This is a genomic window from Brevundimonas sp. BR2-1 (genome assembly GCF_037626195.1).
Classification (GTDB): domain Bacteria; phylum Pseudomonadota; class Alphaproteobacteria; order Caulobacterales; family Caulobacteraceae; genus Brevundimonas.
The window spans coordinates 1,390,768-1,416,728 of record NZ_JARKMV010000001.1; the positions used below are offsets into that span (position 1 = coordinate 1,390,768).

23 protein-coding genes are annotated in these 25,961 nt (G+C 68.2%); 12 read left to right on the forward strand and 11 right to left on the reverse strand.

All coding sequences use genetic code 11. The features are described from left to right. Positions 1 to 5: 5 nt before the first annotated feature. The gene (locus BrevBR_RS06915) at positions 6 to 1,640 is read right to left on the reverse strand and encodes a M28 family metallopeptidase (RefSeq protein ID WP_340000402.1); all 1,635 of its coding nucleotides are present in this window, start codon (positions 1,638 to 1,640) and stop codon (positions 6 to 8) included. A gap of 408 nt (positions 1,641 to 2,048) precedes the next feature. On the opposite strand from BrevBR_RS06915, the gene BrevBR_RS06920 reads away from it, so the two are divergent. Both BrevBR_RS06920 and BrevBR_RS06925 read left to right on the forward strand, forming a co-directional pair. Then, entirely contained in the window at positions 2,049 to 2,897 is an 849-nt protein-coding gene (locus BrevBR_RS06920) for a LytTR family DNA-binding domain-containing protein (protein ID WP_340000403.1), read from the forward strand. A gap of 110 nt (positions 2,898 to 3,007) precedes the next feature. After that, entirely contained in the window at positions 3,008 to 4,222 is a 1,215-nt protein-coding gene (locus BrevBR_RS06925) for a serine hydrolase domain-containing protein (RefSeq protein WP_340000404.1), read from the forward strand. A gap of 58 nt (positions 4,223 to 4,280) precedes the next feature. Here BrevBR_RS06925 and BrevBR_RS06930 read toward each other — a convergent pair whose 3' ends face one another. Continuing rightward, a complete protein-coding gene (locus BrevBR_RS06930; RefSeq protein WP_340000405.1) occupies positions 4,281 to 5,486 on the reverse strand; it encodes a TIGR03862 family flavoprotein in 1,206 nt (401 codons plus the stop codon). 49 nt (positions 5,487 to 5,535) lie between these two features. On the opposite strand from BrevBR_RS06930, the gene greA reads away from it, so the two are divergent. Next, positions 5,536 to 6,012: a transcription elongation factor GreA gene (gene greA, locus BrevBR_RS06935; RefSeq protein ID WP_332641166.1), complete on the forward strand. Its 477-nt coding sequence runs from the start codon at positions 5,536 to 5,538 to the stop codon at positions 6,010 to 6,012. Between the two features lie 151 nt (positions 6,013 to 6,163). Next, positions 6,164 to 6,313 carry a hypothetical protein gene (locus BrevBR_RS06940; RefSeq protein WP_332641165.1) on the forward strand — a complete coding sequence of 50 codons (150 nt, stop codon included), beginning with the start codon at positions 6,164 to 6,166 and terminating at the stop codon, positions 6,311 to 6,313. A 10-nt stretch (positions 6,314 to 6,323) separates the two neighbouring features. On the opposite strand, the gene BrevBR_RS06945 is transcribed toward BrevBR_RS06940, so the two are convergent. Together BrevBR_RS06945 and BrevBR_RS06950 are read right to left on the reverse strand one after the other, a co-directional pair. After that, a complete protein-coding gene (locus tag BrevBR_RS06945; RefSeq protein ID WP_340000406.1) occupies positions 6,324 to 7,670 on the reverse strand; it encodes a phage terminase large subunit family protein in 1,347 nt (448 codons plus the stop codon). A gap of 86 nt (positions 7,671 to 7,756) precedes the next feature. Further along, entirely contained in the window at positions 7,757 to 8,395 is a 639-nt protein-coding gene (locus BrevBR_RS06950; RefSeq protein ID WP_340000407.1) for a hypothetical protein, read from the reverse strand. Positions 8,396 to 9,150: 755 nt separating this feature from the next. On the opposite strand from BrevBR_RS06950, the gene BrevBR_RS06955 reads away from it, so the two are divergent. The 3 genes from BrevBR_RS06955 (at position 9,151) to BrevBR_RS06965 (ending at position 13,142) form a co-directional block, all read left to right on the forward strand. Then, positions 9,151 to 10,248: a hypothetical protein gene (locus tag BrevBR_RS06955; RefSeq protein ID WP_340000408.1), complete on the forward strand. Its 1,098-nt coding sequence runs from the start codon at positions 9,151 to 9,153 to the stop codon at positions 10,246 to 10,248. Between the two features lie 209 nt (positions 10,249 to 10,457). Further along, complete coding sequence (locus tag BrevBR_RS06960) at positions 10,458 to 11,717, forward strand: DUF4062 domain-containing protein (RefSeq protein WP_340000409.1); 1,260 nt, start codon at positions 10,458 to 10,460, stop codon at positions 11,715 to 11,717. 39 nt (positions 11,718 to 11,756) lie between these two features. Continuing rightward, complete coding sequence (locus tag BrevBR_RS06965) at positions 11,757 to 13,142, forward strand: hypothetical protein (RefSeq protein ID WP_340000410.1); 1,386 nt, start codon at positions 11,757 to 11,759, stop codon at positions 13,140 to 13,142. 123 nt (positions 13,143 to 13,265) lie between these two features. Here the strand turns inward: BrevBR_RS06965 and groL are convergent, their stop codons facing one another. Beyond that, entirely contained in the window at positions 13,266 to 14,918 is a 1,653-nt protein-coding gene (groL, locus tag BrevBR_RS06970; RefSeq protein ID WP_340000411.1) for a chaperonin GroEL, read from the reverse strand. Positions 14,919 to 14,968: 50 nt separating this feature from the next. After that, entirely contained in the window at positions 14,969 to 15,256 is a 288-nt protein-coding gene (groES, locus tag BrevBR_RS06975; protein ID WP_332641154.1) for a co-chaperone GroES, read from the reverse strand. A 251-nt stretch (positions 15,257 to 15,507) separates the two neighbouring features. On the opposite strand from groES, the gene BrevBR_RS06980 reads away from it, so the two are divergent. After that, entirely contained in the window at positions 15,508 to 15,942 is a 435-nt protein-coding gene (locus BrevBR_RS06980) for a hypothetical protein (protein ID WP_340000413.1), read from the forward strand. Between the two features lie 79 nt (positions 15,943 to 16,021). On the opposite strand, the gene pgi is transcribed toward BrevBR_RS06980, so the two are convergent. Next, entirely contained in the window at positions 16,022 to 17,647 is a 1,626-nt protein-coding gene (gene pgi, locus BrevBR_RS06985) for a glucose-6-phosphate isomerase (RefSeq protein ID WP_340000414.1), read from the reverse strand. A 104-nt stretch (positions 17,648 to 17,751) separates the two neighbouring features. On the opposite strand from pgi, the gene BrevBR_RS06990 reads away from it, so the two are divergent. Next, the gene (locus BrevBR_RS06990; RefSeq protein ID WP_332641151.1) at positions 17,752 to 18,228 is read left to right on the forward strand and encodes a hypothetical protein; all 477 of its coding nucleotides are present in this window, start codon (positions 17,752 to 17,754) and stop codon (positions 18,226 to 18,228) included. A 46-nt stretch (positions 18,229 to 18,274) separates the two neighbouring features. Here BrevBR_RS06990 and typA read toward each other — a convergent pair whose 3' ends face one another. Continuing rightward, positions 18,275 to 20,104: a translational GTPase TypA gene (gene typA / locus BrevBR_RS06995; RefSeq protein ID WP_332641150.1), complete on the reverse strand. Its 1,830-nt coding sequence runs from the start codon at positions 20,102 to 20,104 to the stop codon at positions 18,275 to 18,277. Between the two features lie 217 nt (positions 20,105 to 20,321). Between typA and BrevBR_RS07000 the strand changes: the two genes are divergently transcribed. Further along, entirely contained in the window at positions 20,322 to 21,332 is a 1,011-nt protein-coding gene (locus BrevBR_RS07000) for a glycosyltransferase family 2 protein (protein ID WP_340000415.1), read from the forward strand. On the opposite strand, the gene BrevBR_RS07005 is transcribed toward BrevBR_RS07000, so the two are convergent. Further along, positions 21,329 to 23,383, reverse strand: a complete 2,055-nt coding sequence (locus BrevBR_RS07005; protein WP_340000416.1) for an OPT family oligopeptide transporter — start codon at positions 23,381 to 23,383, stop codon at positions 21,329 to 21,331. The genes BrevBR_RS07000 and BrevBR_RS07005 overlap by 4 nt on opposite strands. 143 nt (positions 23,384 to 23,526) lie before the next feature. Here BrevBR_RS07005 and BrevBR_RS07010 point away from each other — a divergent pair, with 143 nt between their 5' ends. Beyond that, a complete protein-coding gene (locus tag BrevBR_RS07010) occupies positions 23,527 to 23,985 on the forward strand; it encodes a cytochrome c (protein WP_340000417.1) in 459 nt (152 codons plus the stop codon). A 7-nt stretch (positions 23,986 to 23,992) separates the two neighbouring features. On the opposite strand, the gene BrevBR_RS07015 is transcribed toward BrevBR_RS07010, so the two are convergent. Both BrevBR_RS07015 and BrevBR_RS07020 read right to left on the reverse strand, forming a co-directional pair. Beyond that, a complete protein-coding gene (locus tag BrevBR_RS07015) occupies positions 23,993 to 24,790 on the reverse strand; it encodes an SDR family oxidoreductase (protein WP_340000418.1) in 798 nt (265 codons plus the stop codon). Continuing rightward, a complete protein-coding gene (locus BrevBR_RS07020; protein ID WP_340000419.1) occupies positions 24,790 to 25,089 on the reverse strand; it encodes a 4a-hydroxytetrahydrobiopterin dehydratase in 300 nt (99 codons plus the stop codon). Before BrevBR_RS07020 ends, BrevBR_RS07015 begins: the two co-directional genes overlap by 1 nt. A gap of 117 nt (positions 25,090 to 25,206) precedes the next feature. Between BrevBR_RS07020 and BrevBR_RS07025 the strand changes: the two genes are divergently transcribed. After that, a complete protein-coding gene (locus tag BrevBR_RS07025) occupies positions 25,207 to 25,917 on the forward strand; it encodes a Crp/Fnr family transcriptional regulator (RefSeq protein ID WP_332641145.1) in 711 nt (236 codons plus the stop codon). The last annotated feature ends 44 nt before the right edge of the window (positions 25,918 to 25,961 follow it).

The following is a 25,961-nucleotide window of genomic DNA, read 5'->3' on the forward strand; positions in this document are numbered from 1 at the left end:
GGCGGCTACTGCCGCCGCGCCGCCGACGCCTGCCGCGCCGCCTCGAACTCCGCCCCCGGGTTCCACTCCGGCCAGTCGCCGCTGTCGGCCAGATCGCGGCCCACGGCGTACAGCAGGTCCACGTCCGTCGCCGCCGCGTCCATCACCCAGTCCGGCGTCCATTCGTCGGACGGCTTGTGATAGCGGTTGGCCACATAGTCGCGGCTGGCCGCGTTATGTCCCGTGAAGCCCGCCGCCCCGAACAGGGCCGGCACGCCCTTCTTGGCCAGCGGGAAATGGTCCGAGCGGTAGAAGCCGCCCGCCTGCGGGGCCGGATCGGGGATCAGGGTTCGGCCCTGTTCCGTCGCCCGCCGCTCCAGCCAGGCGTCGGTCTGGCTCTTGCCCGCCCCCATGACCACGATCTGCGGCGACACCTCGGTCCCCGGCAGGAAACTGTCCATATTGATGTTGGCCACCGTCGTCTCCAGCGGCCAGACCGGGTTGGCGGCGTAGTATTCGGCCCCCAGCAGTCCGGCCTCCTCGGCCGTCCAGGCCGCGAACACCACCGACCGCTCGGGCGGCGTTCCCGCCTTGAACAGCCGCGCCAGCTCGATCAGCCCGGCCACCCCGGTCGCATTGTCGACGGCCCCGTTATAGATGTCGTCGTCCCCCACCGGCGTCGCCCGGCCGAAGGCGTCCCAGTGGGCGCCGTACAGCACCGTCTCTTCCGGATGCACCGCGCCCGGAATCCGCGCCAGGATGTTGCGGCTCTCGATCCGGTCGGCGGTCTGGCCGAAGTCGATCGACATCGTCACCCCGTCCAGCGTCACGGGACTGAACTCCGGCGTCCGCGCCGCCTCGCGCAGGGCGGCGTAGTCCAGCCCCGCATCGGCGAACAGCTGCTCCGCGACCGGCCCCTGTATCCACCCCTGGGCCGGAACCCGCTCGGCGTCCGGATTGGCCCGGACGATGTCGAATTTCGGCGCCGTCGACGACCCTTCCAGCACGCTCCAGCCATAGCCGGCGCCCGCCGTGTCGTGGATCACCAGCACCGCCGCCGCCCCCTGCCGCGCCGCCTCCTGGAATTTGTAGGTCCAGCGGCCGTAGAAGGTCATCGCATTGCCGTCGAACCTGCCGGCCACCGGATGCCCCTCGGGCGCGCCGAAGTCCGGGTCGTTGACGATGACCAGCAGGACCTTGCCCTTCAGGTCCATGCCCTTGAAGTCGTCCCACTGCCGCTCGGGCGCATCGACGCCATAGCCGGCGAAGACCACCGGGGCGTCCGTCACCGTGATGCGGTTCACCGGCCGGTCGCTGGAAACCAGCACGTCCGGCCCCCGTTCCAGCGCCCGCGTCCGCCCGCCGCTCGACACCGTGATCGTCGCCGGCCCCTCCTGCCGCGTGCGCCCCAGCTGCGCCGCCTGCACCCAGGACCCGTCCGGCCCGCCGGGCTCCAGCCCCAGCGCCTGGAACTGACTGACCACATAGTCGACCGTCTTCTGCTCGCCCGGCGTCGCCACCCCGCGCCCCTCGAATTCATCGGAGGCGAGCACCCGCACATGTTCATTCAGCCGCGCGGCGTCGGCCTGCTGCGCCAGCGCGGGCGAGGCGGTCAGGAGGGCCGCGACGGCGGCGGCGAGGAGGATGCGGTGCTGGGTCATGCCGCTGTTCTAGCCCTTTCCCGAAAAGACCGTCACCCTTGACCGCACGCCTCCGTCCAGCGGGCGGTCGCGCAGGTCCGCTATGGATGGGAAGCGGACTTCGGTTACCGGCCAGGATGTGGCGACCGGAAACGCGAGCCAGCACATGAAGATCAACAGCGCAATGTGCCCGCTAACATGCAGCCAGAACCAGACCGGCTCATCGGCCCGGGACGCGTAACGCATTCCTGGCGCATCCGCGACCTCCCCTGAAAGGCCGAAGCCCAACGCGTGGGGCTGTTCGAGGGGCCGCTCCCGGAAACTTGCCGGAGAGGGGCTTTCCGTATGAACAATTTGAAATCCTGAGAGCCATGGCCGCGACCTCGCACATGCGCTTTGCTTCGACTCTATGCGGAGCGTGGGGCGTCGATGAATCAGATCGCAATTTCCGGTGTGGCGAGACCATCGCCCCCGAGGGCGCCCAGGGACGCGGGTCCGCTTCTGTTCGGTCTCGGCATACTGTTCGCCGGATATCTGACAGCGTTCGCGACCACGCTGAACCAGCCCCTGATCGCCTCGGTCGGCTTTGCCGCGATCAACACCCTGTCCGTCTGCGTTCCCGCACTGTTGTTTCGTCCAGTGGTGTACCGGCTCGCCGCAGGCGCCCGCGCCCCGCTCGCCATACTCGTTCATCCGCTGCTCGCCGCCACCTTCTCGGTCGCGTGGTACTTCTGCACCCTGGCCGGGTTCGCCCTGTCGCCGAATTGGCCGAACGAGGGGTTCACGGTCGCTCCGTTCGGTCCGATCGCGCTGAGCTGGCAGCTTTTTCAGGGCGTCACCGTCTACGGCGCGTTCGCCCTGTTCGTCTATTGGCGACACGCGGTCGGCGTTTCGAATTCGGGGCCGGAGCCTTCGCCCGGGCCAGGCGCGGTTCCGATCGCGCCGGGAACCCCGCCAGCCTCCCTGATGGTCCGCTGCGACAAGGAGATGGTGCCGGTCTCGATGTCGGACCTTGTCAGAATCGCCGGGGCCGACGGTTATTCCGAAATCGTCACGACCACCCGAAGCATTCTTTCCACGACGCCTTTGGCGCGCTTCGATGACATCCTGCCGCAAGACCAGTTCGTGCGAGCCCACCGCTCCCACATCGTCCGTCTCACCGCGATCGATCACGTCGAGCCCGCCGGCAACGCCCGCCTCCTTCTGGTCATGAGCGATGGGGCGTCGATCATGACCAGCCGGGCGGGGGCCCGACGGCTGCGAGACCTCGCCGTCTAGGGCCGCCAGGTGTCGATCGATCCCGGCGCGGCGTCGGTTCACGGGATTTTTCTCCCCGCCCGATCACTGAGGCTAGTCTCTTCGCAGTCGGTCGGAAAGCGGAGTGCAAGGTGAAGCAACGGAACATCATGGCGCGGGGCGTCGCGCTCGCCATCGGCAGCATGCTGCCATTCGGGATGGCCGCCTGCGCGACGCCGCCCCATCCCGCCGTCACCGCCCAGGCGCCGGTCGCCAGTCGAACAGACGTTCCCGATCGGGCCGCGGAGGCGGCCCTCGCGGAGATCGTTCGACGGCACGGTGTTGTCACGGCGGGCTTCGGCGTCATTCGGGACGGGGAGTTGGTCTGGGAACGCTATCTGGGGGAACAGTCCCCCGGGGTCGCGGCGGGGCCGGGGACGCGGTTCAACGTAGCCTCCATCACCAAGACCGTGACGGCCGAGACGGTTCTGCGGCTGGCCGGCCAGGGGCGGCTGTCGCTCGATGAGCCGATGGTCGGGCATTGGCTGGACCCCGACATCGCCGATGATCCCCGCCGGCTCGCCCTGACGCCGCGGACAGCGCTTAACCACTCGACCGGCTTTCCCAACTGGCGCTTCTTCCTGCCCGGCGGACGGCTGGCGTTCCAGTCGGCGCCGGGGGAACGCTACAGCTATTCCGGTGAGGGCATCGAGTATCTGGCGCGGTTTGCGGAGCGGAAGCTCGACCAGCCGTTCCCCGACCTCGTCCAGGCGGTTGTTCTCGGACCTGTCGGGATGACCGATACGAGCCTTGTCGCCCAACGCGGAGAAGCTGCGACTTCCATCGCCCGGCCGGTCGATGAGGCCGGCCGCTTTCCCGGATACTATTGCCGGCCGGCGGAGCAGGGGGGCGGCTGCCGCGCTGAGGATAGCTATGCCGCAGCCGACGACATGGTCACCACGGTTCGCGACTACGCCTTGTTCCTGGGGGCCGTGGCTGTCGGCGACGGATACGGCGCCGCAATGGTCGCGGATCGCGATCGGGTCCAGACCGACAAGGGCGATCAGGCGATCGTCGACTGCGCCTCGCTGTCGTCCGCCCTCTGTCCCGATCAGCAGGGCTACGGCCTGGGATTCAACGTTCTCAGGTTCGGCGACGCCGTGATCCTCGAACACGGGGGGGCGGACTGGTCCGAAGTCAGCCTTGGCTACATCGAGACGCCTTCGCGGTCTGGCGTCATCATCTTCCTGAACGCTCCGAACGCGAGGGCGCTCGCCGCCATGCCGGAGCTCATCGAGCAGATCGACCCGGGGTCGCCATTCCTCGGAGAGTACCGGCGGTGGCTGGCCAACGCACGACGGCCCTGACGGCGGGTTTGGGAGACGCGCCTACGGGGGCGACCCGCCCCGCCGCCGCTGTCGAGCCTCACCGCCCCGCCAGCCACCTCGTCACGCCGTCAGCCGCGACCACCCCCGACGCCATCGACGCCTGCAACAGATAGCCGCCCGTCGGCGCCTCCCAGTCCAGCATCTCGCCCGCCGCGAAAACGCCCGGCATGGCCTTCAGCATCAGTCCCTCGTCCAGCTGGTCCAGCTTCACTCCGCCCGCGGATGAGATCGCCCGCGCCAGTCCCTGTACGCCGGTCAGGGTCAGCCGCACCGCCTTGATCCGTTTCGCCAGCTTGTCCGCCCCCGCCGGCAGCTCGCCCGGTATCTCGCGCAACAGCCCGACGGCCGGCGCCGACAGCCCGCCCGCCTTGCGCAGCCAGTTCGTCACGCTGTCCTTGCCGCGCGGTCTGGCCAGCCGCCCCGCCAGCGCCTCGACCGACAGATCGGGCCGCAGGTCCACGGTCAGCACCGCCGACCCGTCCCGCCCGATCGCGTTCCTCAGCCCCGCCGACAGCGCATAGACCGCCCCGCCCTCGATCCCGTAGCGGGTCAGCATGGCCTCGCCGCGCACCGTCTGGCCATCGAACGTCATGGCCACCGGCTTGAGCGGCTGTCCCGCGAACCGCTCCGCGAACACCCCGGACCAGCTCACGTCGAAGCCGACGTTCGAAGGCCGGAACGGCGCCGTCTCCACCCCCTCGAGCTTCCCGGCCCACGCCCCGTCCGACCCCAGCCGCGGCCAGCTGGCCCCGCCCATGGCCAGCACCACCGCATCGGGCCGCTCGAGGACTTCACCCTCCGGCGTATCGAACACCCAGGCCCCGTCCTTCCGTCCCGCCCAGCGCGACCGCGTCCGCACCTCGACCCCGAGGTCGTTCAGCCGCGCCAGCCAGGCCCGCAGCAGCGGCGAGGCCTTCATCGCCCGCGGGAACACCCGCCCCGACGACCCCGTGAACGTCGCCTGTCCCAGCCCCTCGGCCCAGCCGATCAGATGCGTCGGCGAGAACCGCTCCAGCCAGGCCGCGACCGTCGCGCCGGCAGGGCCGTACCGCCCGACGAACCCCTCCATCCCCTCCGAATGGGTCAGATTCAGCCCGCCGCGCCCGGCCATCAGGAATTTGCGCGCGACCGACGGCATGGCCTCATGGACCACCACCTTCACCCCGGCCTGCGCCAGCCGCTCGGCCGCCGTCAGCCCGGCCGGTCCGGCCCCGATCACATGGACTGTCTTCACGTCGCTCATCGCTCCCTGATGGACCGGAACGCCGCAAGCCGCCATACGCTCATCCCCCATGAGCGTCGCCTTCACCCGCGAGGAGGATCTGGAGGCCACGGCCGCCGATCTTCCCGACCGTCCGATCTCCCCGCACCCGAACCTCGTCACGCCCTCCGGCCTGGCCGCGATCGAGGCCGCCCTGGCCTCGGCCCGCGCCGCCTGGTCCGCCGCCCAGTCGAAGGGCGACATCGAGGCCGACCGCACCGCCATGGCCCGCGCCACCCGCGACCTGCGCTACTGGTCCGCCCGCCGGGCCACCGCCCAGCTGGTCGAGACCGGGGCCGACGGCCGCGTCCGCTTCGGCGGCTCGGTCGCCATCGAGCGCGAGGACGGCCGCCGCCAGACCTGGCGCATCACCGGCGAGGACGAGGCCGATCCCGCCGCCGGTTCGGTCAGCCACGTCTCGCCGCTCGCCGTCGCCCTGATCGGCAAGACCGTCGGCGACGAGGCCGTCGTCGCCGGCCAGACGGTGGAGATCGTCGCCGTCGATTGACCGTCAGCGGTTGCCCCGGCCCCCCGCTTGCCCCACCTTGGGGAACACAAGGCGCTCCCGCGGCGCTTTCTGCGCCCAGGCGGCGCTGACAATTCCTGCGCTCAGGCAGAGCGAAGCGCGATAGCGCCAAGAAAAGAGAAAGAAGCCCCTCATGGCCCGTAAGCCCAACTACAGTTTCGAGCGTCAGGAACGCGAGCGCGCCGACGCCAAGAAGGCCGCCGAAAAGGCCGCCGCCAAGGCCGAAAAGAAGGCCGCCGCCGCCGCCCGCAAGGAAGCCGGCCTGCCTCCGCTCGAAGACTGAGGCCGGCGGGTCACAGCCGGGTCACCCGCGGCCCCCGCGTCCCCGGCGCCGGCGCCAGCTCCGTCACCGCCCAGACCAGCGCGTCCGCCCGGTCCGGGCTGGTCCCGCCCGCATCCTCGCCGCCCAGCCCCATCAGCTCCTCCTCCAGCGCCTCCAGCCCCGGCGCGTGCGCCACCCGCCCCTGTTCGTACAGCGCCGCCACCGGCTCCGCCCGCGCGACCTTGCCGACCGAGGCGTGCACCCGCCTGACCGGAACCGACAGGCCCGAGGCCTTCAGCACCGCCTGCGCCATCGCCCCGCCGTTGTTGCTCTCGACCACCACCCGCTGGGCCCCATACGCCTCCACCGCCCGCCTGACCCGCTCCGCCCAGCCTTCCGGCGACAGCCCCCTCGCCGTCCAGTCCGCCAGCACCGCGACCCGGTCCCCGCGCCGGCCCGCGACCACGATCCCGCACGCATCCCGCGCCCGCCCCGACAGCGTCCCCGCCGGCGGATCGACGGCGACGACGACCCTTTCCCAAGGCAGCAACACCCCCTCCGCGCTCAAGTAGCCCGAAGGGCGGTAGCGCCCTTCAAACAAGCTTTTCGCTTTCGCGATCTCCGCGAGAGTGAAAAGCGCCCCGTCCCCCTCCAGCACCCGTCCTTCCAGCTCCTGCGCCGCCCGTCGCGTCCCGCCGTACAGCCCCTCCATCGCCGCCAGGAATCCCGGCGCGAGGTTCTGCGCATTGGCCGCCGTCGGCGCATCCGTGCGCTCACACCCGTCCTCCGCCAGCACCCCGCGCAACACCCGCCCCGGCTTCGGCGTCGAGGTCAGCACCAGCTTGGGAGTCCAGTCGTCGCGCGAAGCGCCAGGCCGCGTCGGGTCGGGAGGTCCCGAAGGGCCGACGACCGCGGCCCCACAAGAAAGCCTTAGCCCCAGCCTCAACATGGCGAGCGTCTCTTCCGCCCGCCCCCAGGCGCAGAACTCATCTCCCCACGCCGCATGGAACTGCGGCCCGCGCAGCCGCTCCGGCTCCTCGGCCGAGAACAGCAGCCCCACGGCCCCGCCCGGAAACGTCACCTGTCGCAGCGACGAGGCGAACGCAGCCCCCGTCCGGAACGGCAGGTTCAGCACCCCTGACGGCCCCTCTACCATCACCGTCCGCGCATCCCGGATCGTCGGCCCGACCAGGGCGATGCGTCCGCCCGCCCCCAGCCTCTGCGCCGTCTCCCACACCCATTCGGCCCCCGCCCGCGTCTTCCCCGCCCCGCGCCCGCCGAGGAAGACCCAGGTGCGCCAGTCGTCGGTCTCCGGCAGCTGGCCCTCATGCGCCACGACCCGCCACATCAGCGCCGCCCGCCGGTCCCGCCCCAGCATCCCCACCAACCGCCGTGCATCCCGGCGAATGGGATCCAGATGGGATGGCTCGGCGCCCGGATCAGACTCCCCCGCGCCCGACCCCATCAATCGGCGCCCGTGATCTGGACCCCGGCAGTCGCCGGGGTGCACGGAGAAGGGGAAAGCCCGAGCCGCTCGCACAGCACCGCCATCGCCGCATCCTGCATCGCCTCATCCGCGCCCTCGTCCGCCGCCCCGTCCGTCCGCCCCATCCCGTCCAGCGCCGCCGCCAGCTTCGCCCAGCCCATCGCCGCCGGCGCATCCTCGCGCCGCATGCAGGCCACCGCCCGGTTCATCGCCTCGCGCGCCGCCCCATCCCGCGCCTCTTGGTCCACCCCGGCCAGCGCCGCCTCGAACGCCTCGGCCTCCTTCCGCGCCGAGCCGTCCAGCCCCAGTCCCGCCCCGATCGCCGGCCCCGCGACCGGGTCCGCATCCCCGCGCGCCTCGGCCGCCTCCAGCTCGGCGTCGGCCGCCTCGGCCAGGTCCTTGCGCCGCCAGCCCTCCGTCTTCGCCCGCATGGCGATGGTCCGCTCGCCCGCCCCGTACCGCGCCGACAGCCATGGGACCGAGGCCCCCGCCGCGAACTCCCGCTGGATCCGCGCCCACATCCGCGTCCCCAGCTTCACATGCCCCCGCAGCCGCGGCCGCCGCACGACCCCGTCGTCCGCCCCGTTCCCGATCCCGCCCCTGATTTCGTCCGTCACCTTGCCGCTCCTGATCCCCTTCATGGACCCCAGAGTCTGGCGCCATCCGCTCCTGCGGCTTGAAAATGACGCTGCCCGCGCCGGGAAGCCCTTCCCCGTCAGCGGCTTGCGCCGCCGCAATCGTCTGGCTGGCGGCGAACTGTCAGCATTTCAGCCAGGACGGCGGCGACGGCGCGGAGTGCGGTCGGGCCGTTGCGGTTCATGCGGTCGGCGGTTCGGGGAGAGGGCGGGACGGCGAAGACCGCAATCCTCCCCCATCGGGGGTGGAGGAACGGTCGTCGGAGACGACCGGACGACGGGACCACGCGCAGCGTGGTGGAGGGGGCCAACGCCCGCACAGCCCCACCCTCTTCCATAAAGTCGGCGCGTGCCGCGCGCCCGACACGCCCAGCCCCGGTCGCCCGACCCGGCGCGGGTCAAGGACAGGCCGTCCCGGCCTGCCGCGCGAGCGGCGCGCAGCGTCCTTGAGGCGCGCCGGGGCGGGTGGCCCCGCTTCGTCAGTCCCCCCAATCCCTGACCGCTCATCCTGGCGACGCGAAGGGCGGCGCGCAGCAGCCAAGGCCGGGACCCGGTCCTGTCCAGCCTCGACCGACGTCAGCCCCGTCTCCGGCGGCCGTTCACCAAGCTCTGGGTGCGCAGGCGAACGATTCTCGTTTTGCTTGCAAGTCTTCGGTCGCGCTGCGATACACTCAGCAAACGGCGTTCTGGCAGTGAGGCCGCGCCTCAAAGCAAATTCGACTGCTCCGGAGAAGGTCATGAAACAGTTCGAAGCTGTGCTTGTCGGCCTGCTCTTCTTGGCCGTCTTCTGTGTCGCAGGTCCCTCCTCGGCCAGCGAATGTTCCGACGTACTTCGCGACGGCACGCTGAGAACCACGACCTATAACCGCTCCGAGTATTACAAGCTCTTCGTGTTCCGCGAGTTTTCAAGAATGACGTGGGAGCAGGCCCAGGACCAGAGCAGCGCTAGCGGCGCAGGGAACTACGCCCAACTGATTTTCGGGCGCGGTGACTACTCAAGGTCTGAGTTCGAATCCAGACAATCTGCGGTTCGCCACACGCTGGAGGGACAGGTTTCCACCGGCAGCGAAACCGACTTCGCCACGATCTCAGGCGATCCCGGGATCCTGTCCGCCTGGTCCGCGTGCACGGCGAGCCAGGTTGGCCACTTCGCCGTGACAGCGCGACGGGACAGCGCCACCAGCGCGACCATTTCCATTGTCTGGCGCAACGGCGCGACGAATGTGACCGAAGCCAAACTGACCGAGGTGGTTTTGGTGACCGGGGGTGAGATACTGGGCCGCCCGCGCTGCACGCGTCGCGGCTTCAAATTCGAGACGAACGTCTCTTGCCCAATCCAGATTCGGCTTGCGGATGCGAGATCAGACGCGACGATCACGATCAGCTCGGACCAAGGCGGCGCAGACGCGTATATCCCGCCGCGGCTGCGGATTGCAGAAACTCACAAGAACTACCCGCTGTTCCCCGCGTGCCATGACACGCCGACCGCTATCGTGGGGGACGTCGAGGTGTGGACGGCAGCGCTGAATCAAATCTGTCCTGCCCGCATTTTCACCTTCGCTCGGCCGGGTACGCGTGCGGTGGCCGCATATCCCCTGATGGTTTCTCCGGAGGACGCAGCTTTGGGTTGGCGCTTTGATCCGGCGACCACGCGAGCCATTGCCTTGTTTACGATCGGCAAGGCTCAATACAGTCATTGTGTCAGCTTCGAGCAAATAACCCCGCTCAGCTTCACCTACGGCTTTGAGGTCAACGCTGCTTCCGGTTATCCAACGGCCGTGTGCTCAATCCTGCCCTCAGCTCACCTGATCAAGTATTCCTTGGTGGAGTACTAGCCCTCCAAGACCGCACTCCATCGGCGCGCGCCCGCGCGCCCGGTACGCCCGCCCCCGGTCGTCTGTCCCGGCGCGGGTCAAGGACAGGCCGTCCCTGCACGTCACCCCAATGGTCGCCTAGTTCAACTTTGGGGAATCGCTATATGTTCACCTTCGGTTCTCACCGGAGATGACTATGCCAAGCGTAGCTCAGTATCGTTGCCGGAACTGTGGCCACCGCTTCGAGGTCACCGTTCTCAGCGCTGAAGAACGCCGGGAAGCCGAAAGGCGGCGTCAGCCCCTCTTCCCAATCGCGTGCCCTGAATGCCATCGCCAAGATGTTCGGTCTGGCTGGGAGTGATCCGGTGAAAGTGTTCGTCAGCTCGGTTATTTACGGATTTGAGCCGTTCCGGTCGGCTGCTCGAACTGCGGTGGAGACGTTGCGCCACGAGCCAATCATGGCCGAAGACTTCGGCGCCTCGGCGCGATCTCCACAGGTGGCTTGCCTTCAAGGCCTTAGAGACGCCGATCTGGTTATCCTGGCGCTCGGTGACGCCTACGGGCCTGTTCAATCAGGCTCCGGCTTGTCGGCGACGCATGAGGAATACCGCGAGGCGCGAGGAAAGAAGCCAGTCATCGCTTTTGTCCAGCAGGGCATTACGCCGGAACCCGCTCAAGCCGACTTCATTTCAGAGGTTCAGGGCTGGGAAGGCGGATTGTTCCGGGGGTCGTTCGCCGACCCAGCCAGTTTCCAGGCGAGCGTCACGCGGGCGCTGCATGACTACGAACTTGCAACCGCCGTGGCTCCGGTCGACTTGGCCGAAATGCGGGCTCGCGCTGAGGCGCTTCTTCCGCCCGCCGAACGGAACGGCGGATACAACAGCGGCCCCATGCTCTTCGTAGCACTGGCCGGGGGTCCCCATCAAAAGGTTCTACGCCCGGTCCAGATCGAGGCGAGTGACTTGCACACGTTCCTCCATCAAGCGGGCCTGTTTGGTGACGCCCCCATCTTTGATGGGGCGAAGGGCGTTAAGCGGGAAATCCGTGGTGGCGCATTCGTACTGGAGCAGGATTCAGGCGCTCGTTTCCAGATCGATGAGGACGGATCGATACTGCTGGGCTTGCCGCTCCGCGACCCCGCCACCTCAGAAGATCGGTTTGGAGGATTTCCCGCGTTGGTCGAGGAAGTCGTTCAACACCAGATCGGCGTGGCCTTGTCTTTTGCGGGCGTCGCCCTTGAGCGCGTTGATCCTACCCAACGCCTCCTTCAGGTCGCCATCGCTTCTCGGATCGACGGTGGTGACTATTTGGGCTGGAAGACCAGAGCCGAGGCGGCTTCAGGTTCCGGTTCGAGCGTTGTCCACATGGGGCAGTCTGATGCCAGGGTTGCGGTAGTCATAAACCAAGCACGACCGGCCCTCCGCTTGAACACATCAGCTTTGGTGGAAGACATTCTTGTCCCGCTTCGGCGACAGTGGAAATCGCGTTGATCTGACAACAACCTGCGCTGCACGCCCATGTAGGACCTCATGGAGATTCTGAACCCCCGCGAGCAGGCCTCCCTGATCTGGTTCATCGCTGTTTTCGGTTGGCTGATCTGGAAGGCTAAGGCTTGGGGCGCGCTGATGGGCCTGTTCCGGTCCTTCTTCAAACCGCTCCTCCTGACAGTCGTTGGCCTGATGGCGCTTTGGGTTGCCGCCTCAGCTTGGGTTCTCGCGCGCCTCGGTTTTTGGGACATCGCCAACTTGAAGACGACGTTGATATGGTTCGTCGCCTTCGCGCTGGGTTGGATGTTCGACGTCAAGCGCTGGGAAGGTGATCCGGGCGATATGGCGAAGGCCGCAGCGCGAGAGATCCTCGGCGTGACGACCGTCGTCACCTTCCTTGCGGAGACCTACACCTTCAACATCTGGGGTGAATTGATCCTAGTTCCGATGGCCAGTTTCATCGTCTTGATGGGCACGTTCGCCCAAGGGCGTGAGGGCCACGAGGTCGTCGCCAAATTCTTCGGCGCTCTGATCTCGATCATTGGCCTGAGCCTGCTGGCCTATGCGGTTTGGCGCCTATTCGGCGATCTGAGGGGTTTTGCGACGCCTGAGACGGGCCGTGAATTCGCAGTCCCTGCTCTGCTGTCGCTGCTGTTCATCCCCTTCATGTACGGCGTCGGGGTCTGGAATGGATATGGCGAGGTCAGCCGACGCCTCGCGTTCCCGATCAAGGACCCGGAGGTTTTGGCGTCCGTTAAGCGACGGCTCCTTCTGTGGTTCGGTCTGGACGTCTCATTGATGCGCCGTTGGGCCCGGACGTTGTTCAAGGTCGAAACAGGAACGCTCGCAGACGTCCGCCGCGCCGTCCTGGTGATGAAGTCGGCGCGACGCCGGGAACTCTTGAAACCGCACGTGCCCCCCGAGTTCGGGTGGTCGCCGTATCGCGCCGCGAAATTCCTGTCAGGACAGGGATTGAAGACTGGAACCTACGATCCAAGCTACGGCGAATGGTCAGCGCTTTCGCAATCGCGCCTGCTGACGAAAAGCTCGCTCGGAGACGGGCTCTCCTATTCTATCTCAGGCACGGATGAGATCGCAACGCAGCTGGTCCTGTCGTTCTATGCAGATCGCCTTCGCAAGGATGACGAGGAGACACCGGACGCTTCAATCAAGGCACTGGGCAACGCATCAACAGCGCTTCTGACGAAGGTCTTTGGCACCCGCTTTGCGGAGGTGTCTGGCGATCTGACGGAAGGCCCGCGTCGCGCTGTGCTTGACGGCGTCACCGTCCAGTTCATCGAGGATGAGGGGACGAAGTTGGTGATCACCCATCCGCTGCATCGCGACCCAGATGACGTCATCGCTGAAGCTATCCTGAGCGATGCGGGCGCAGCGAGCACAGCCGTTCCCGGCCGAAGCGGTAGTTAAACAAAAAAGGGCGGGCCCGTCTCCGGACCCGCCCTCTTCTGTCTCAGCTGAGCCGCCGAGCGACCGGACCCCGGCTCGCGCCGGAGCCGTCCCGAGGCGGGCTCGCGCCCGCCCCGTTCCGGATCAGAAGTCCATGTCGCCCATGCCGCCCATGCCGCCGCCCATGCCGCCGCCGGCGCCGCCGGCCGAGGCCTTCTTCGGCGCGTCGGCCACGGCCGCTTCCGTCGTGATCAGGATGCCGGCCACCGAGGCGGCGTCCTGCAGGGCGGTGCGCACGACCTTGGCGGGGTCGATGACGCCGGCCTGGATCATGTCGACATACTCTTCCGTCTGGGCGTTGAAGCCCCAGGTGGCGGATTTGTTTTCCAGCACCTTGCCGACGACGATGGAGCCTTCGACGCCCGCGTTCTCGACGATCTGACGGATCGGGGCCTGGATGGCGCGGCGGATGATGGCGATGCCGGCCGTCTGGTCGGCGTTGTCGCCCTTCAGACCCTCGAGGGCCTTGGTCGCCTTCAGCAGGGCGATGCCGCCGCCGGGGACGATGCCTTCCTCGACCGCCGCGCGGGTGGCGTTCAGGGCGTCGTCGACGCGGTCCTTCTTCTCCTTGACCTCGACCTCGGTCGAGCCGCCGACGCGGATGACCGCGACGCCGCCGGCCAGCTTGGCCAGACGTTCCTGCAGCTTCTCCTTGTCGTAGTCCGAGGTGGTGTCCTCGATCTGCTTCTTGATCTGGCCGATGCGGGCCTCGATCGCGTCCTTCTCACCGACGCCGTCCACGATGGTGGTGTCGTCCTTGGTGATGGTGACCTTCTTGGCCTTGCCCAGCATGTCGAGGGTGACGTTTTCCAGCTTGATGCCGAGGTCTTCCGAGATGACCTGGCCGCCGGTCAGGACGGCGATGTCCTCCAGCATGGCCTTGCGGCGGTCGCCGAAGCCCGGGGCCTTGACGGCGGCGACGCGCAGGCCGCCGCGCAGCTTGTTGACGACCAGGGTGGCCAGGGCCTCGCCCTCGATGTCCTCGGCGATGATGACCAGCGGGCGGCCCGACTGGACCACGGCTTCCAGGATCGGCAGCATCGACTGCAGCGACGAGAGTTTCTTCTCGTGCAGCATGATGAGGGGCTCTTCGAGCTGGACCTCCATCTTGTCAGCATTGGTGATGAAGTAAGGGCTCAGGTAACCCCGGTCGAACTGCATGCCTTCGACAACGTCAAGTTCAGTCTCAGCGGTTTTCGCTTCCTCAACTGTAATGACGCCTTCGTTGCCGACCTTTTCCATGGCCTTGGCGATCATGTCGCCGACTTCGCTGTCGCCGTTGGCCGAGATGGTGCCGACCTGGGCGATCTCGGAGTTGGCGCTGACCTTGCGGCTGGAGGCCTTGATGTCGGCCAGAACCGCGGTCACGGCCTTGTCGATGCCGCGCTTCAGATCCATCGGGTTCATGCCGGCGGCCACGGCCTTGAGGCCTTCCTGGACGATCGACTGGGCCAGGACGGTGGCGGTGGTGGTGCCGTCGCCCGCCTTGTCATTGGTCTTGGAGGCGACCTCGCGGATCATCTGGGCGCCCATGTTCTCGAAGGCGTCTTCCAGCTCGATCTCTTTTGCGACCGAGACGCCGTCCTTGGTCGAGCGCGGGGCGCCGAAGGACTTCTGGATCACGACGTTGCGGCCCTTGGGACCCAGGGTCACCTTGACCGCATTGGCCAGGATATTGACCCCGCGCAGCATCTTCTCGCGGGCTTCAGTAGAAAATTGAACTTGTTTGGCAGCCATCTGGCAGCTCCTTGAACGATGTTTCGGAAACGGAATTCAGACGCGGGTGCTTACGACAGCACGCCCAGCACGTCCGATTCCTTCATAATAATCAAATCGTTACCGTCGATCTTCACTTCTGTTCCTGACCATTTTCCGAACAGGATGCGGTCGCCGGCCTTCAGGTCCATGGCGATGTGTTTGCCGTCTTCATCGCGGGCGCCCGGCCCGACCGAGACGACTTCGCCTTCCTGGGGCTTTTCCTTGGCCGAGTCGGGGATGATGATCCCGCCCTTGGTCTTGGATTCCTCTTCCACGCGCTTCACGAGCACGCGGTCGCCGAGCGGACGAAACGCCATCTGATTGTCTCCAACATCTTCGATTGAACCCCGGACGCGGGCGCCGTTTGGCAGCCATGACGTCCGAGTGCTAACGCGAGCGGCAAGTAGGGTTGCGCGAAGGTTCCGTCAAGCGGGGTGCGATCCAATTCCGGCCGCCGCGTGGCGCGGACCTGACTGGAAGCTGAACAGCCTGCTCCGGCTCCGTACAGGCGCACGCTGCCAGAATGCCCCCAATGCCGACCGATCGGCGTGCAGCAAGGAGCAATCCGATGCGTAAATTCATTGAGCTGAAGACCGCCGGCGCGGGTGCGGCCGCCGCCCTCGCCATGGGCCTCGCTTCGGCCAGCCCCGCCGCGGCCCAGGCGTACGGCGACCCGCTGATCGACGCCGCGGTGCGCGCGGTTCTGGGCGTGTCGACCCAGGACAGCCGCTACTATGATCGGGGGACCTATCGCGGCCCCGACTGCCAGTACTATCGCGACGGTCGCTGTTACCGGAACCTGGGCCACTGGGAACGCGAGCACGGCATCAACAGCCGCACCGATCGCTACCGCTACAACAACGGCTACGGCGCCTGGGTGGAAGGCCGGACCTATGCCGGTCGCGGCTACTACCGTGACGGTCGCTTCTGGCGGAACCACGGCCAGTGGCGCAGCTACCAGAACCATCGCGATCGCGACTACCGCTACGACCGGCGCTGGTAGTGAAAGGTTTCATCCGGACGCGTAGCAAGGCCGGATGAGGGCGAGGAAGGCGGGCGTTTCGACGCCCGCCTTTTTCGCGTCAGACCATCAGCCGCTTCATCAGCTCGGCGGTCGAGGGATCCAGCCCCGGCGACGGCTCGCCATCAGCGACATCCTTGAGGATCGCCCTGGCCAGCACCTTGCCCAGCTCCACGCCCCACTGGTCGAAGCTGTTGATGTCCCAGACCACGCCCTCCACGAAGGTCTTGTGCTCATAGAGGGCCAGCAGGGCGCCGACCGCCTCGGGCGTCAGGGCGTCCATCAATATGGTGGTCGAGGGGCGATCGCCGGGGAAGGTCTTGTGCGGAGCCAGCCGGTCAGCCTCCTCGGCGCTCGCGCCGGCCGCCAGCAGCTCCGTCCGCGCCTCGGCCTCCGTCTTGCCGATCATCAGCGCCTGGGCCTGGGCCAGGGCGTTGGACCACAGGGGCGCATCGCCCTCGCGCGCATCCATGGCGCCCTGCGAGGTATGGCCCACGACCACGAACTCGGCCGGCACCACCTGCGGTCCCTGATGGATCTGCTGGAAGAAGGCGTGCTGGCCGTTGGTGCCGGGCTCGCCGAACACCACCGGCCCTGTCGCCGTATCGACGGCCGAACCGTCGCGCTTCACCCGCTTGCCGTTCGACTCCATCTCCAGCTGCTGCAGGAAGGCCGGCAACCGGCGCAGGCCGTGGGCGTAGGGGGCGACCGTCCGCGCCGGACGTCCCAGACCCTCGACATTGAACACCTGGGCCATGGCCAGCAGGATCGGCGCGTTCATCTCCAGCGCCGCCTCGCGGAAATGCTCGTCCATCGCCCGGGCGCCGTCCAGCACCCGCTCGAACACGTCCCAGCCCAGCGCCACGGCGACCGACAGGCTGACCGCCGACCACAGCGAATACCGTCCGCCGACCCAGTCACGGAAGCCGAAGGTGCGGCCGCATCCCCAGGCCTCGGCCTTGTCCGGCGCCGCCGTGACGCCGACCAGGTGCCCGGTCATACGGCGAGGCGACAGGCTTTCGGCCAGCCAGGCCTTGGCCAGATCGGCATTGGCCAGCGTCTCCTGCGTCGTGAAGGTCTTGGATACGACCACCACCAGCGTCGTCTCGGGCTCCAGCCCGGACAGGGCCTCGGCCATGTCGCGCGGATCGATGTTGGCGACGAATCTCAGGTCGATGGCTGGTTCAAGCGGCCGCAGGGCGTCCCACAGCAGGCGGGGCCCCAGATCAGAGCCGCCGATGCCGATGTGGACGATGGCGGTGAACGGCTGTTTGGTCCCGCCGGTCTCGGCCCCCGAGCGGATGTCGCCGGCGAACTCCGCCATCGCCTGCCGCGTCTGATCGACCTCGGCCGAAACCGCCTTCCCCAGGGCCTTGAAGTCGGCTCCCTCGGACGCGCGCAGGGCCGGATGCAGCACCGCGCGGCCCTCGGTGTTGTTGACCGCCTCGCCGGCGAACAGGGCGTCGCGGCGGCCCTCGACGTCGCAGGTCCGCGCCAGGTCCAGCGCAGCCTCAAACCCTTCGGCGCTCCAGGATTGTTTGGACAGATCCAGATACAGACCCGCCGCCTCGACCCCCATCCGCTCCATCCGGCCGGGATCCGTGGCGAACCGGTGCACGATGCGTTCGCCCGCGTCCTTGCGCGCCACGGCGCGGAGCATGTTCAGGGCCTGGGAGCGGGCGGTCATTCGGCGGGACTCGCTGAGCGGCGGGGTAAGTCCCCGTTTACGGGTGTGGCGTAAGCCGGTTCAACGCTGAATCCGTGATTCGGCCCATATAAAAGAGGTTCGCCATGTCCTGCGGCGTCGCCCTGGCGGTTTCCCTGCTGCTCTCCGATCCCAATGTGGCCCTGGCCGCGGCCCAGCCGCCGGCGCCCGTCGCCGCGCCTGTTTCGGTCGCCGCAGAGCCCCTGTTCGCCGATATCGTGGCCCGCTCGGGCGCGCTGAAGAGCGTGGTCCAGGGCTGGATCGAGGCCGGGGTGATGAATCAGGCCGATTTCGCCGCCAGCCCGGCCTTCGCCGGCTTCAAGGCGCAGGCCGCAGATCTGGCAGCCAGCGACATGCAGGGCCATCTGATCCTCAAGGAACGCGGCACCGACGGCGATCTGAAATGCATCCTGCGCGGCATTTCGGAAGACATGCCGAAGAAGGTCGCGGCCGTCGAAGCCGCCGCAAACCCCGCCGAGCGCCGCGTGGCGCTGGACGAACTGGCCTATCTGCTGAACGACAATGTCGAGGTCATCACCGCCCCGCCGCAGCCCGAGGTCTGACGGCGCAGGCTGAGCGGAAAAGGCCGGGGCGAAAGCCCCGCCCGGTCTATTCCTCGCGGACGCGCTTCTTGCGGAACGAGGGGTTCAGCACGGCCTTGCGCAGCCGGATCGACTTCGGCGTCACTTCCACCAGCTCGTCTTCCTCGATGTAGGCGATGGCCTGTTCCAGCGAGGGACGGCGCGGCGGGGTCAGGCGAACGGCCTCATCCTTGCCGGCGGCGCGGATGTTGTTCAGCTGCTTGGCCTTCATCGGATTGACGTCCAGGTCGTCCCAACGGGCGTTCTCGCCGATGATCATGCCCTGATAGGTCTTCTCGCCGCCGCCGACGAACATGACGCCGCGGTCCTCGAGGTTCCACAAGGCGAAGGCGGCGGTTTCGCCGTCGCCGTTCGAGACCAGCACGCCCTTCAGACGGCCTTCGATGGCGCCCTTGTGCGGCTCATAGTGGCTGAACACGCGGTTCAGCACGCCCGAACCGCGCGTGTCGGTCAGGAACTCGCCCTGGTAGCCGATCAGCGAGCGCGACGGCGACTTCAGCGTCAGGCGCGTCTTGCCGGCGCCCGACGGGCCCATGTCCTTCAGCTCGGCCTTGCGGGCCGACAGCTTCTCGATGACCACGCCGGTGTATTCGTCGTCGACGTCGATGACGACGTCCTCGATCGGCTCCAGACGCTCGCCGTTCTCACCGGTCTGATAGACCACGCGCGGACGCGAGATCGACAGCTCGAAGCCCTCGCGGCGCATGTTCTCTATCAGCACGCCCAGCTGCAGTTCGCCGCGGCCGGCGACCTCGAAGGCGTCCTTGCCGCCGGTCTCGGTGACGCGGATGGCGACGTTGGCCTCGGCCTCCCTGAGCAGGCGGTCGCGGATGACGCGCGACTGGACCTTGTCGCCTTCGCGGCCGGCCAGGGGGCTGTCGTTGACCGAGACGGTCATGGAGATGGTCGGCGGGTCGATCGGTTGGGCCGGCAGGGCCTCGGTGACTTCCAGGGCGCACAGGGTGTCGGCGACGGTGGCCTTGGACATGCCGGCGATGGCGACGATGTCGCCCGCCTCGGCGCTGTCGACCGGCTGGCGCTTCAGGCCGCGGAAGGCCAGCACCTTGGTGATCCGGCCCTGTTCGAGGATCTTGCCGTCGCGCGACAGGGCCTTGATGGCCATGCCGGGAACGGCCTTGCCGCTCTCGATCCGGCCGGTCAGCAGGCGGCCGAGGAAGGGGTCGCTCTCGATCAGCACGTTCAGGATCTGGAACGGCTTGTCCGCGGCCTCGACCTGTTTCGGCGGCGGCACATGGTCGACGATCAGGTCGAACAGCGGGCCCAGATTGTCGGACGGCTGGTTCAGGTCCAGCGTCGCCCAGCCGGCCCGGCCCGAGGCGTAGATGTGCGGGAAGTCCAGCTGCTCGTCCGTCGCGCCGATGGCGGCGAACAGGTCGAAGGCGGCGTTGTGCACCCGGTCCGGATCGGCGTGGGCGCGGTCGACCTTGTTGATGCACAGGATCGGACGCAGGCCCATCTTCAGCGCCTTGGTCAGCACGAATTTGGTCTGGGGCATGACGCCTTCCTCGGCGTCGACCAGCAGGACGCAGCCGTCCACCATGCCCAGGATGCGCTCGACCTCGCCGCCGAAGTCGGCGTGGCCGGGCGTGTCGATGATGTTGATGCGGGTCTCGCCCGCCTTGCCGTTCCACAGCACGCTGGTGCATTTGGCCAGGATGGTGATGCCGCGCTCGCGCTCCTGGTCGTTGGAGTCCATGGCGCGCTCGGTCGTCGCCTCATTGGCTCGGAACACGCCCGACTGGGCCAGAAGCTGGTCCACCAGCGTGGTCTTGCCGTGGTCGACGTGGGCGATGATGGCGACGTTGCGCAGATTCATTTGACTATCAGACGTGCAAGGCGGCCGTGCGAGAGCGGGCCGCTGGATTTTGGCGACGGTGCGGGGAGCGCGCGCCTCATACAGGGGCGCACGCGGAAACGCCAGTGCGCGACGAACACGCACCGGCGTAACCGCCGCTCTATCGCTCAGGAAAACGGCGGCGCGAAGGCGGTCAGACCCGTGCGGCCCGCCGCCGCAGCCGCTACAAGCATCGCTGATGGAAGACCGGACACCGATACCGCCGAACGGCGGGCCAGCGATCGTCACCACCCTGCGCGGCGCCGGGTCGTTTCTCGACGACTTCATCGCCTGGCACACGGCCACGGGTTTCGGGCGGCTCTATCTGGTGTTCGACGATCCGGATGATCCCGATCGCGGGCGGGCGGTCGGCCTGCCGGGAGTTGAGGCGATCGCCTGCGACGACGACTGGCGGGCCCGGTGGCGGGGTTCCCCGCTCTTCCCCGATCTGGGATCCTCGGTCGAGATGGAAGTCATGGCCCGCCAGTTGCTCAACGCCAGTCTGGTCGCGGACATGGCGCGGCGCGACGGTTTCGACTGGCTGCTGCACATCGATATCGACGAGCTGTTTCATGCTCCCGGAGGGAACGCGCGGGCGCTGTTCGACGCCTTGCTGTTGCGGGATGTGGAGGTCATCGCCTTCCCGAATATGGAAGCGGTTCCCGAGCATGAGACGACCGATCGCCCGTTCGCGGCCGTCACCCTGTTCAAGGTTCCGGTCGAGCACATGCGCCGGATCGCGTCCGTCGATTCCGCCCTGGCCGACGTCTTGCGACGCTCTCCGAGGTTCGGGGCGGGCTTCTTCAACCTGTATTCCAACGGCAAGTCGGCCGTCCGCCTGGCGGCGCCGGGACTCCAGCCGTTTGGCGTGCATGATTTCGACCGGCCAGACGGAAGCGCCCGCCATCTGCGCACCACGGAGGCGGTCGTTCTTCATTATGCCTGCTGCGGCCTTGAGACCTTCAGGGCCAAGTATGCCCTGCTGGGACGGTTCCCGGACCGCTGGTGGAACCGCTACGACATCGCCGCCGCCATCGGGCCCTTCCACCTGCAGGCGCGCGACGTCGTCATGGGCGGCGATGAACAGGCCATCGCCGACTTCTACCGCGCCCGGATCGCCATGACCGATCCCGCCGAGGCCGCTTTCTGGGAACGACCGGGCCTGCTGCGACGCCTGCCCGGTCCCTCCCGATTGCTGGGCGCGTCCTAGACCCTTGCGGCCCGGCTCCGGACCCACTGGTACAGGGCGAAGGTGACCACGGCGAAGACCACGATCCCCGCCAGCATGGCCGGCCAGGTCGAGCCTGCGGGCAGCAGGGCGAACGGCGCCTCGTTCTCTGTGGCGCCGATGACGCCGGCGTTGAACACGCCGAACAGGCTCTCGCCGACGATCAGGCCCGACGCCAGCAGAACGCCCATGCGGCGGCCGACGTCGGCGAAGGAGGTCTTCTTCAGGCCCCGCTCATACAGCCAGCCGCAGACGGCGCCGATCACCAGCATGGTCGTCACCGCCGCCGGCAGGTAGAAGCCGATGCCCACCGCCAGCGGCGGCAGCTTGATCCGCCCCCTGGTCGCGGTGCTGAGCGCGATGTCCAGAACGATGATCACGGCGCCGATGACCGCGCCGAGGCCGATCAGGTCCCAGCGCAGGTCGCCGCCGATGACGCCCCGCGCCAGCGCCGAGATCAGGGTCGCCTGGGGCGCGGCCAGGGGCTCGGCGGCGATGCCCGGAGGGCCGCCCTCGAAGCCGAAGGCGCGGTTCAGGGCGTTCAGCACGAACGGAATGACGATGGCGCCGGCGACGACGCCGACGATCAGGGCCGCCTGCTGGCGCCACGGGGTGGCCTCGACCAGCTGGGCGGTCTTCAGGTCCTGGAGGTTGTCGTTGGCGATCACCGCGACGGCGAACACCACCGCGGTCACGATCAGGGCGTAGGCGATGATCGACGGATCCGCCGGGACCCCCGCCACGGCCATGACGCCCAGCATCAGCAGCGAGGCCGCCACAATGGCCAGAATGCCCACGCCCGACACAGGACTGTTGGACGAGCCGATCAGCCCGGCCATGTAGCCGCAGACGGCGGCGACGGCGAAGCCGATCAGGACGACATAGATCAGGCCTCCCGCCACCAGCATCGGCGTCGCGCCGGCCAGGGCCGGCGAAGCCTGGGCGAACCAGGCCAGCAGGCCGGCGATGCCGACCAGGGCCGCGACCGACAGGCCGGCGACCAGATTGATGGGAATGTCCTGCTCGGTCAGAGCCATGACCTCGCCGGCGTTGCGGCGGCGGTTGGCGGCCAGGGCCGAGGTCAGGCCGCCGATCAGCGGTCCGGCCAGCTTCATCAGCGTCCAGATCGCGGCCACGCCGATGACGCCCGCGCCCATGAAGCGGACCTCGTTGCGCCACACCGTCGTCGCCAGTTCCTCAGCCGGCGCGCTGCCCAGGGCGGCTGCGACGGAGTCGATGCCGAAACCGTTCAGCCAGGTCACATATTCCGGCGAGGTCATGATCGGCACGGCGATGAACCAGGCCACCAGCAGGCCGAACAGCTGCGCCAGACCCACGGTCAGGCCGATCAGATGCCCGGCGCCCAGCAGGGCGAACTGCATGCCGAAGCCCAGGCCCGTCGCGCCGCCGCCGAGGGCGACAGGAAGCTTGAAGAACCGCGCGGCCTCGCCCGCGAACACCCGCGCCGAGGCCAGATAGGCGAACCCGCCCGAGACGATCGAGCCCAGGACCACGATCCACAGTCCCGACTTGTTCTCGCGGACCGCGCTCTCGGTCTGTTCGGCTCCGCGCGAGCCGACCTTCAGCACCTCGGCTGCGGCCACGCCTTCGGGATAGGGCAGCCCGCCATTGACCACCAGGGCCCGGCGCAGCGGGATCGAGAAGGTCACCCCCAGCACGCCGCCCAGGACGCAGATCGCCACCGATTCCCAGATCGGAAACTCCAGCCACCAGCCGATCATGACCAGACCGGGCAGGACGAAGATGATCGAACTCATGGCCCCGCCGACCGAGGCCACGGTCTGGACGGTCATATTCTCCCAGATGGTCGAGGTCCTGAACGCCCTCAGTATGGCCATGGAGATGACCGCCGCCGGGATGGCCGAGGCGAAGGTCAGACCGACCCGCAAGCCCAGATAGGTGTTCGCGGCGGTGAAGATCACCGCCAGGACGCAGCCCAGAACCAGGGCGCGCAGCGTCAACTCGATACGCTTGCCGCCGCTGACGGGCGCGCTCGCGGGTGTGTCGGTCATGGGGTTCCTCTCCCTCTTTGCCGGGACCTAAGCCGGAAATGCGCCGGTCGTCGAGGGGGACGTGGTGCGGAACGGGACGGCGACCGCGATCCATTGACACCCGTCCCCGTCCGGCGGAGCTTCGCCGCAACGGGAGGACCATGATGCGGAAATGGATCACGGCGGCGGTGCTGGGCCTGTTGTGCGCCGGCGGCGCGGCCAATGCCCGGGGTCAGGGATCGGGAGACGGCGCGGCGGGCGTCATTCGGGGCCGTCAGGCGGCGATGATGCTGTCGGGCGTGGCCATGGGCTCGATCAAGGCTTCCATCGACGCCGGACAGGCTCCGGCCTCCCAGCGCTTCAACACCCGCGCCCTGGCGCGCTGGGCCCACGCCGTCCCGGGCATGTTCCCGGCCGGCGGCGACGCCGGCGTCCCGACCAAGGCCAAACCCGAGGTCTGGAGCGACCGCGCCGGCTTCGAGGCCCGGGCCGCCGACTACGCCGCCGCCGCCGACCGTCTGGCCGAACTGGCCGCCGGCGAGGACGCCGCCGCCTTCGCCGCCCAGTGGGCCGTGGTCCGCCAGAGCTGCAACGCCTGCCACACGACCTACAAGGCCGACTGAACCCGCCCTATTGGGCCGTCATGCCGCCGTCGATCCTGAACTCGGTCCCGGTGATGAATTTCGACTCGTCCGAGGCCAGGTAGAGGACGCAATACGCCACGTCGTCGGGCTCGCCGATCCGCTTCAGCGGGATGCCGCGCGACAGCCGTTCGTGCGCCTTGGCCTCGTCCCCGCCCGCCATGGCGATGAAGGGATCGAGGATCGGCGTCTTGATGAAGACCGGATGCACCGAGTTGCAGCGCACGTTCCAGTCCTGCTTGGCGGCCTCCAGGGCGATGGTCTTGGTGTACATCCAAACCGCCGCCTTGGTGGCGTTATAGGCCCCCATGCCGGGCGCCGCCGCCAAGCCCGCGATCGAGGAGATGTTGATGATCGAGGCCCCGCCCGGTCCCTTGGCGGCCCCGTCGCGTAGATGCGGCATGGCGTGCTTGCACCCCAGCATCACCGACTTGAGATTGATGTCATACTGACGCTGCCAGTTCTCGACCGTGTCGGCCTCGACAAAGGCCAGCGGCCCGCCGACGCCGGCGTTGTTGACGAGGATGGACAGGCCGCCCATCGCGGCGACGGCGGCCTCGATCACCGAGACCCATTGCCCCTCTTCGGCCACGTCGTGGGAGAAGGCGAAGGCGGCGCCGGGATGGTCGGCGTTGATGGCGGCGGCCAGCGCCTGCGCGCGTGGTCCGTCGATGTCGGTGACCGCGACCGTCGCCCCCTCGCGCGCCAGCATCCAGGCCATGGCCTCGCCCAGCCCCCCGGCCGCGCCCGTGATCAGCGCCTTCTTGCCCGCGACCCGCCCGGCCATCACTTGCCTCCCATCGCGGCGGCGGCTTCGTCGATGAACCGCGCCATGTCGACGTCCTTGTTCGTCACCCCGCCCGCATCATGCGTCGTCAGCAGGATGTCCACGCGATTGTAGACGTTCGACCATTCCGGATGGTGGTCGACCTTGTCCGCCTTCAGGGCCACGCGGGTCATGAAACCGAAGGCGGCGTTGAAGTCGGCGAAGACCAGCTTGCGTGTGATCGCGGGCCTGTCGCCGACGTCCTCGCGCCACAGGGGCAGGCCATTCAGGGCTTCCGCAACGTCAATCCGGTCGGTCATCTCATCCTCCGCGTCCTCTTCGCCTATCCCGCCCGACGGACTGTCACAAGGGCGCGGAACACACGGCGAAGCTTCGGCGTTACCGAGCGTCGCTATTCGAGGGAACAGGAGCACGCCATGGACAATATGTGGATCGCCGCGCTGGATCCCGCGGACCGCAAACGGATCGAGCCGCACCTCAACGAGCGGCCCTTCGCCCAGGGCCAGATGCTTTATGACGCCGGAGAGGCGGTCCAGGAGGTCTGGTTCCCGATGAGCGGCGTGGTCTCGCTGATGACCATCCTCGACGGCGACCGCATGATCGAAACCGCCGCCATCGGGCGCGAGGGGCTGGTCGGCGTCACCTGCGGCCCGCTGAACGCCCGCGCCGCCAGCCGGGCCATCGCCCAGGTCGACGGCGTCTCGGCCTGCTGCCCGTCCGAGGTCTTCGCCGACGCACTGGGCAAGAGCGAGTCCATGCGCACGGCCCTGGCCAAATTCACCGAAAGCCTGTTCGCCCAGGTCCAGCAGGCCGCCGCCTGCAACGCCCAGCACCGGCTCGACGAGCGGCTGGCCCGCTGGCTGCTGACCATCCACGACCGCGCCGACAGCGACCGCTTCGGCCTGACCCAGGCCGATATCGCCGGCATGCTCGGCGTGCGCCGCGCCACCGTGTCCGAGGTCGGGGCGGAACTTGAGGAAAAAGGACTGATCCGGCGCGGCCGGGGCTGGGTCGAGGTCACCGACCGGGCCGCTCTCGAACGCGCGGCCTGCGGTTGCTACGGCGCCATGCGCGGGTTGATGAAGGACCTCGGCGTGCCCCGCCCCCGGGCCGGAGCCGGCGCCTGAGCCGCGCGTCCCGCACCGCGACCACGCGGCCCGGTGACGGCGGC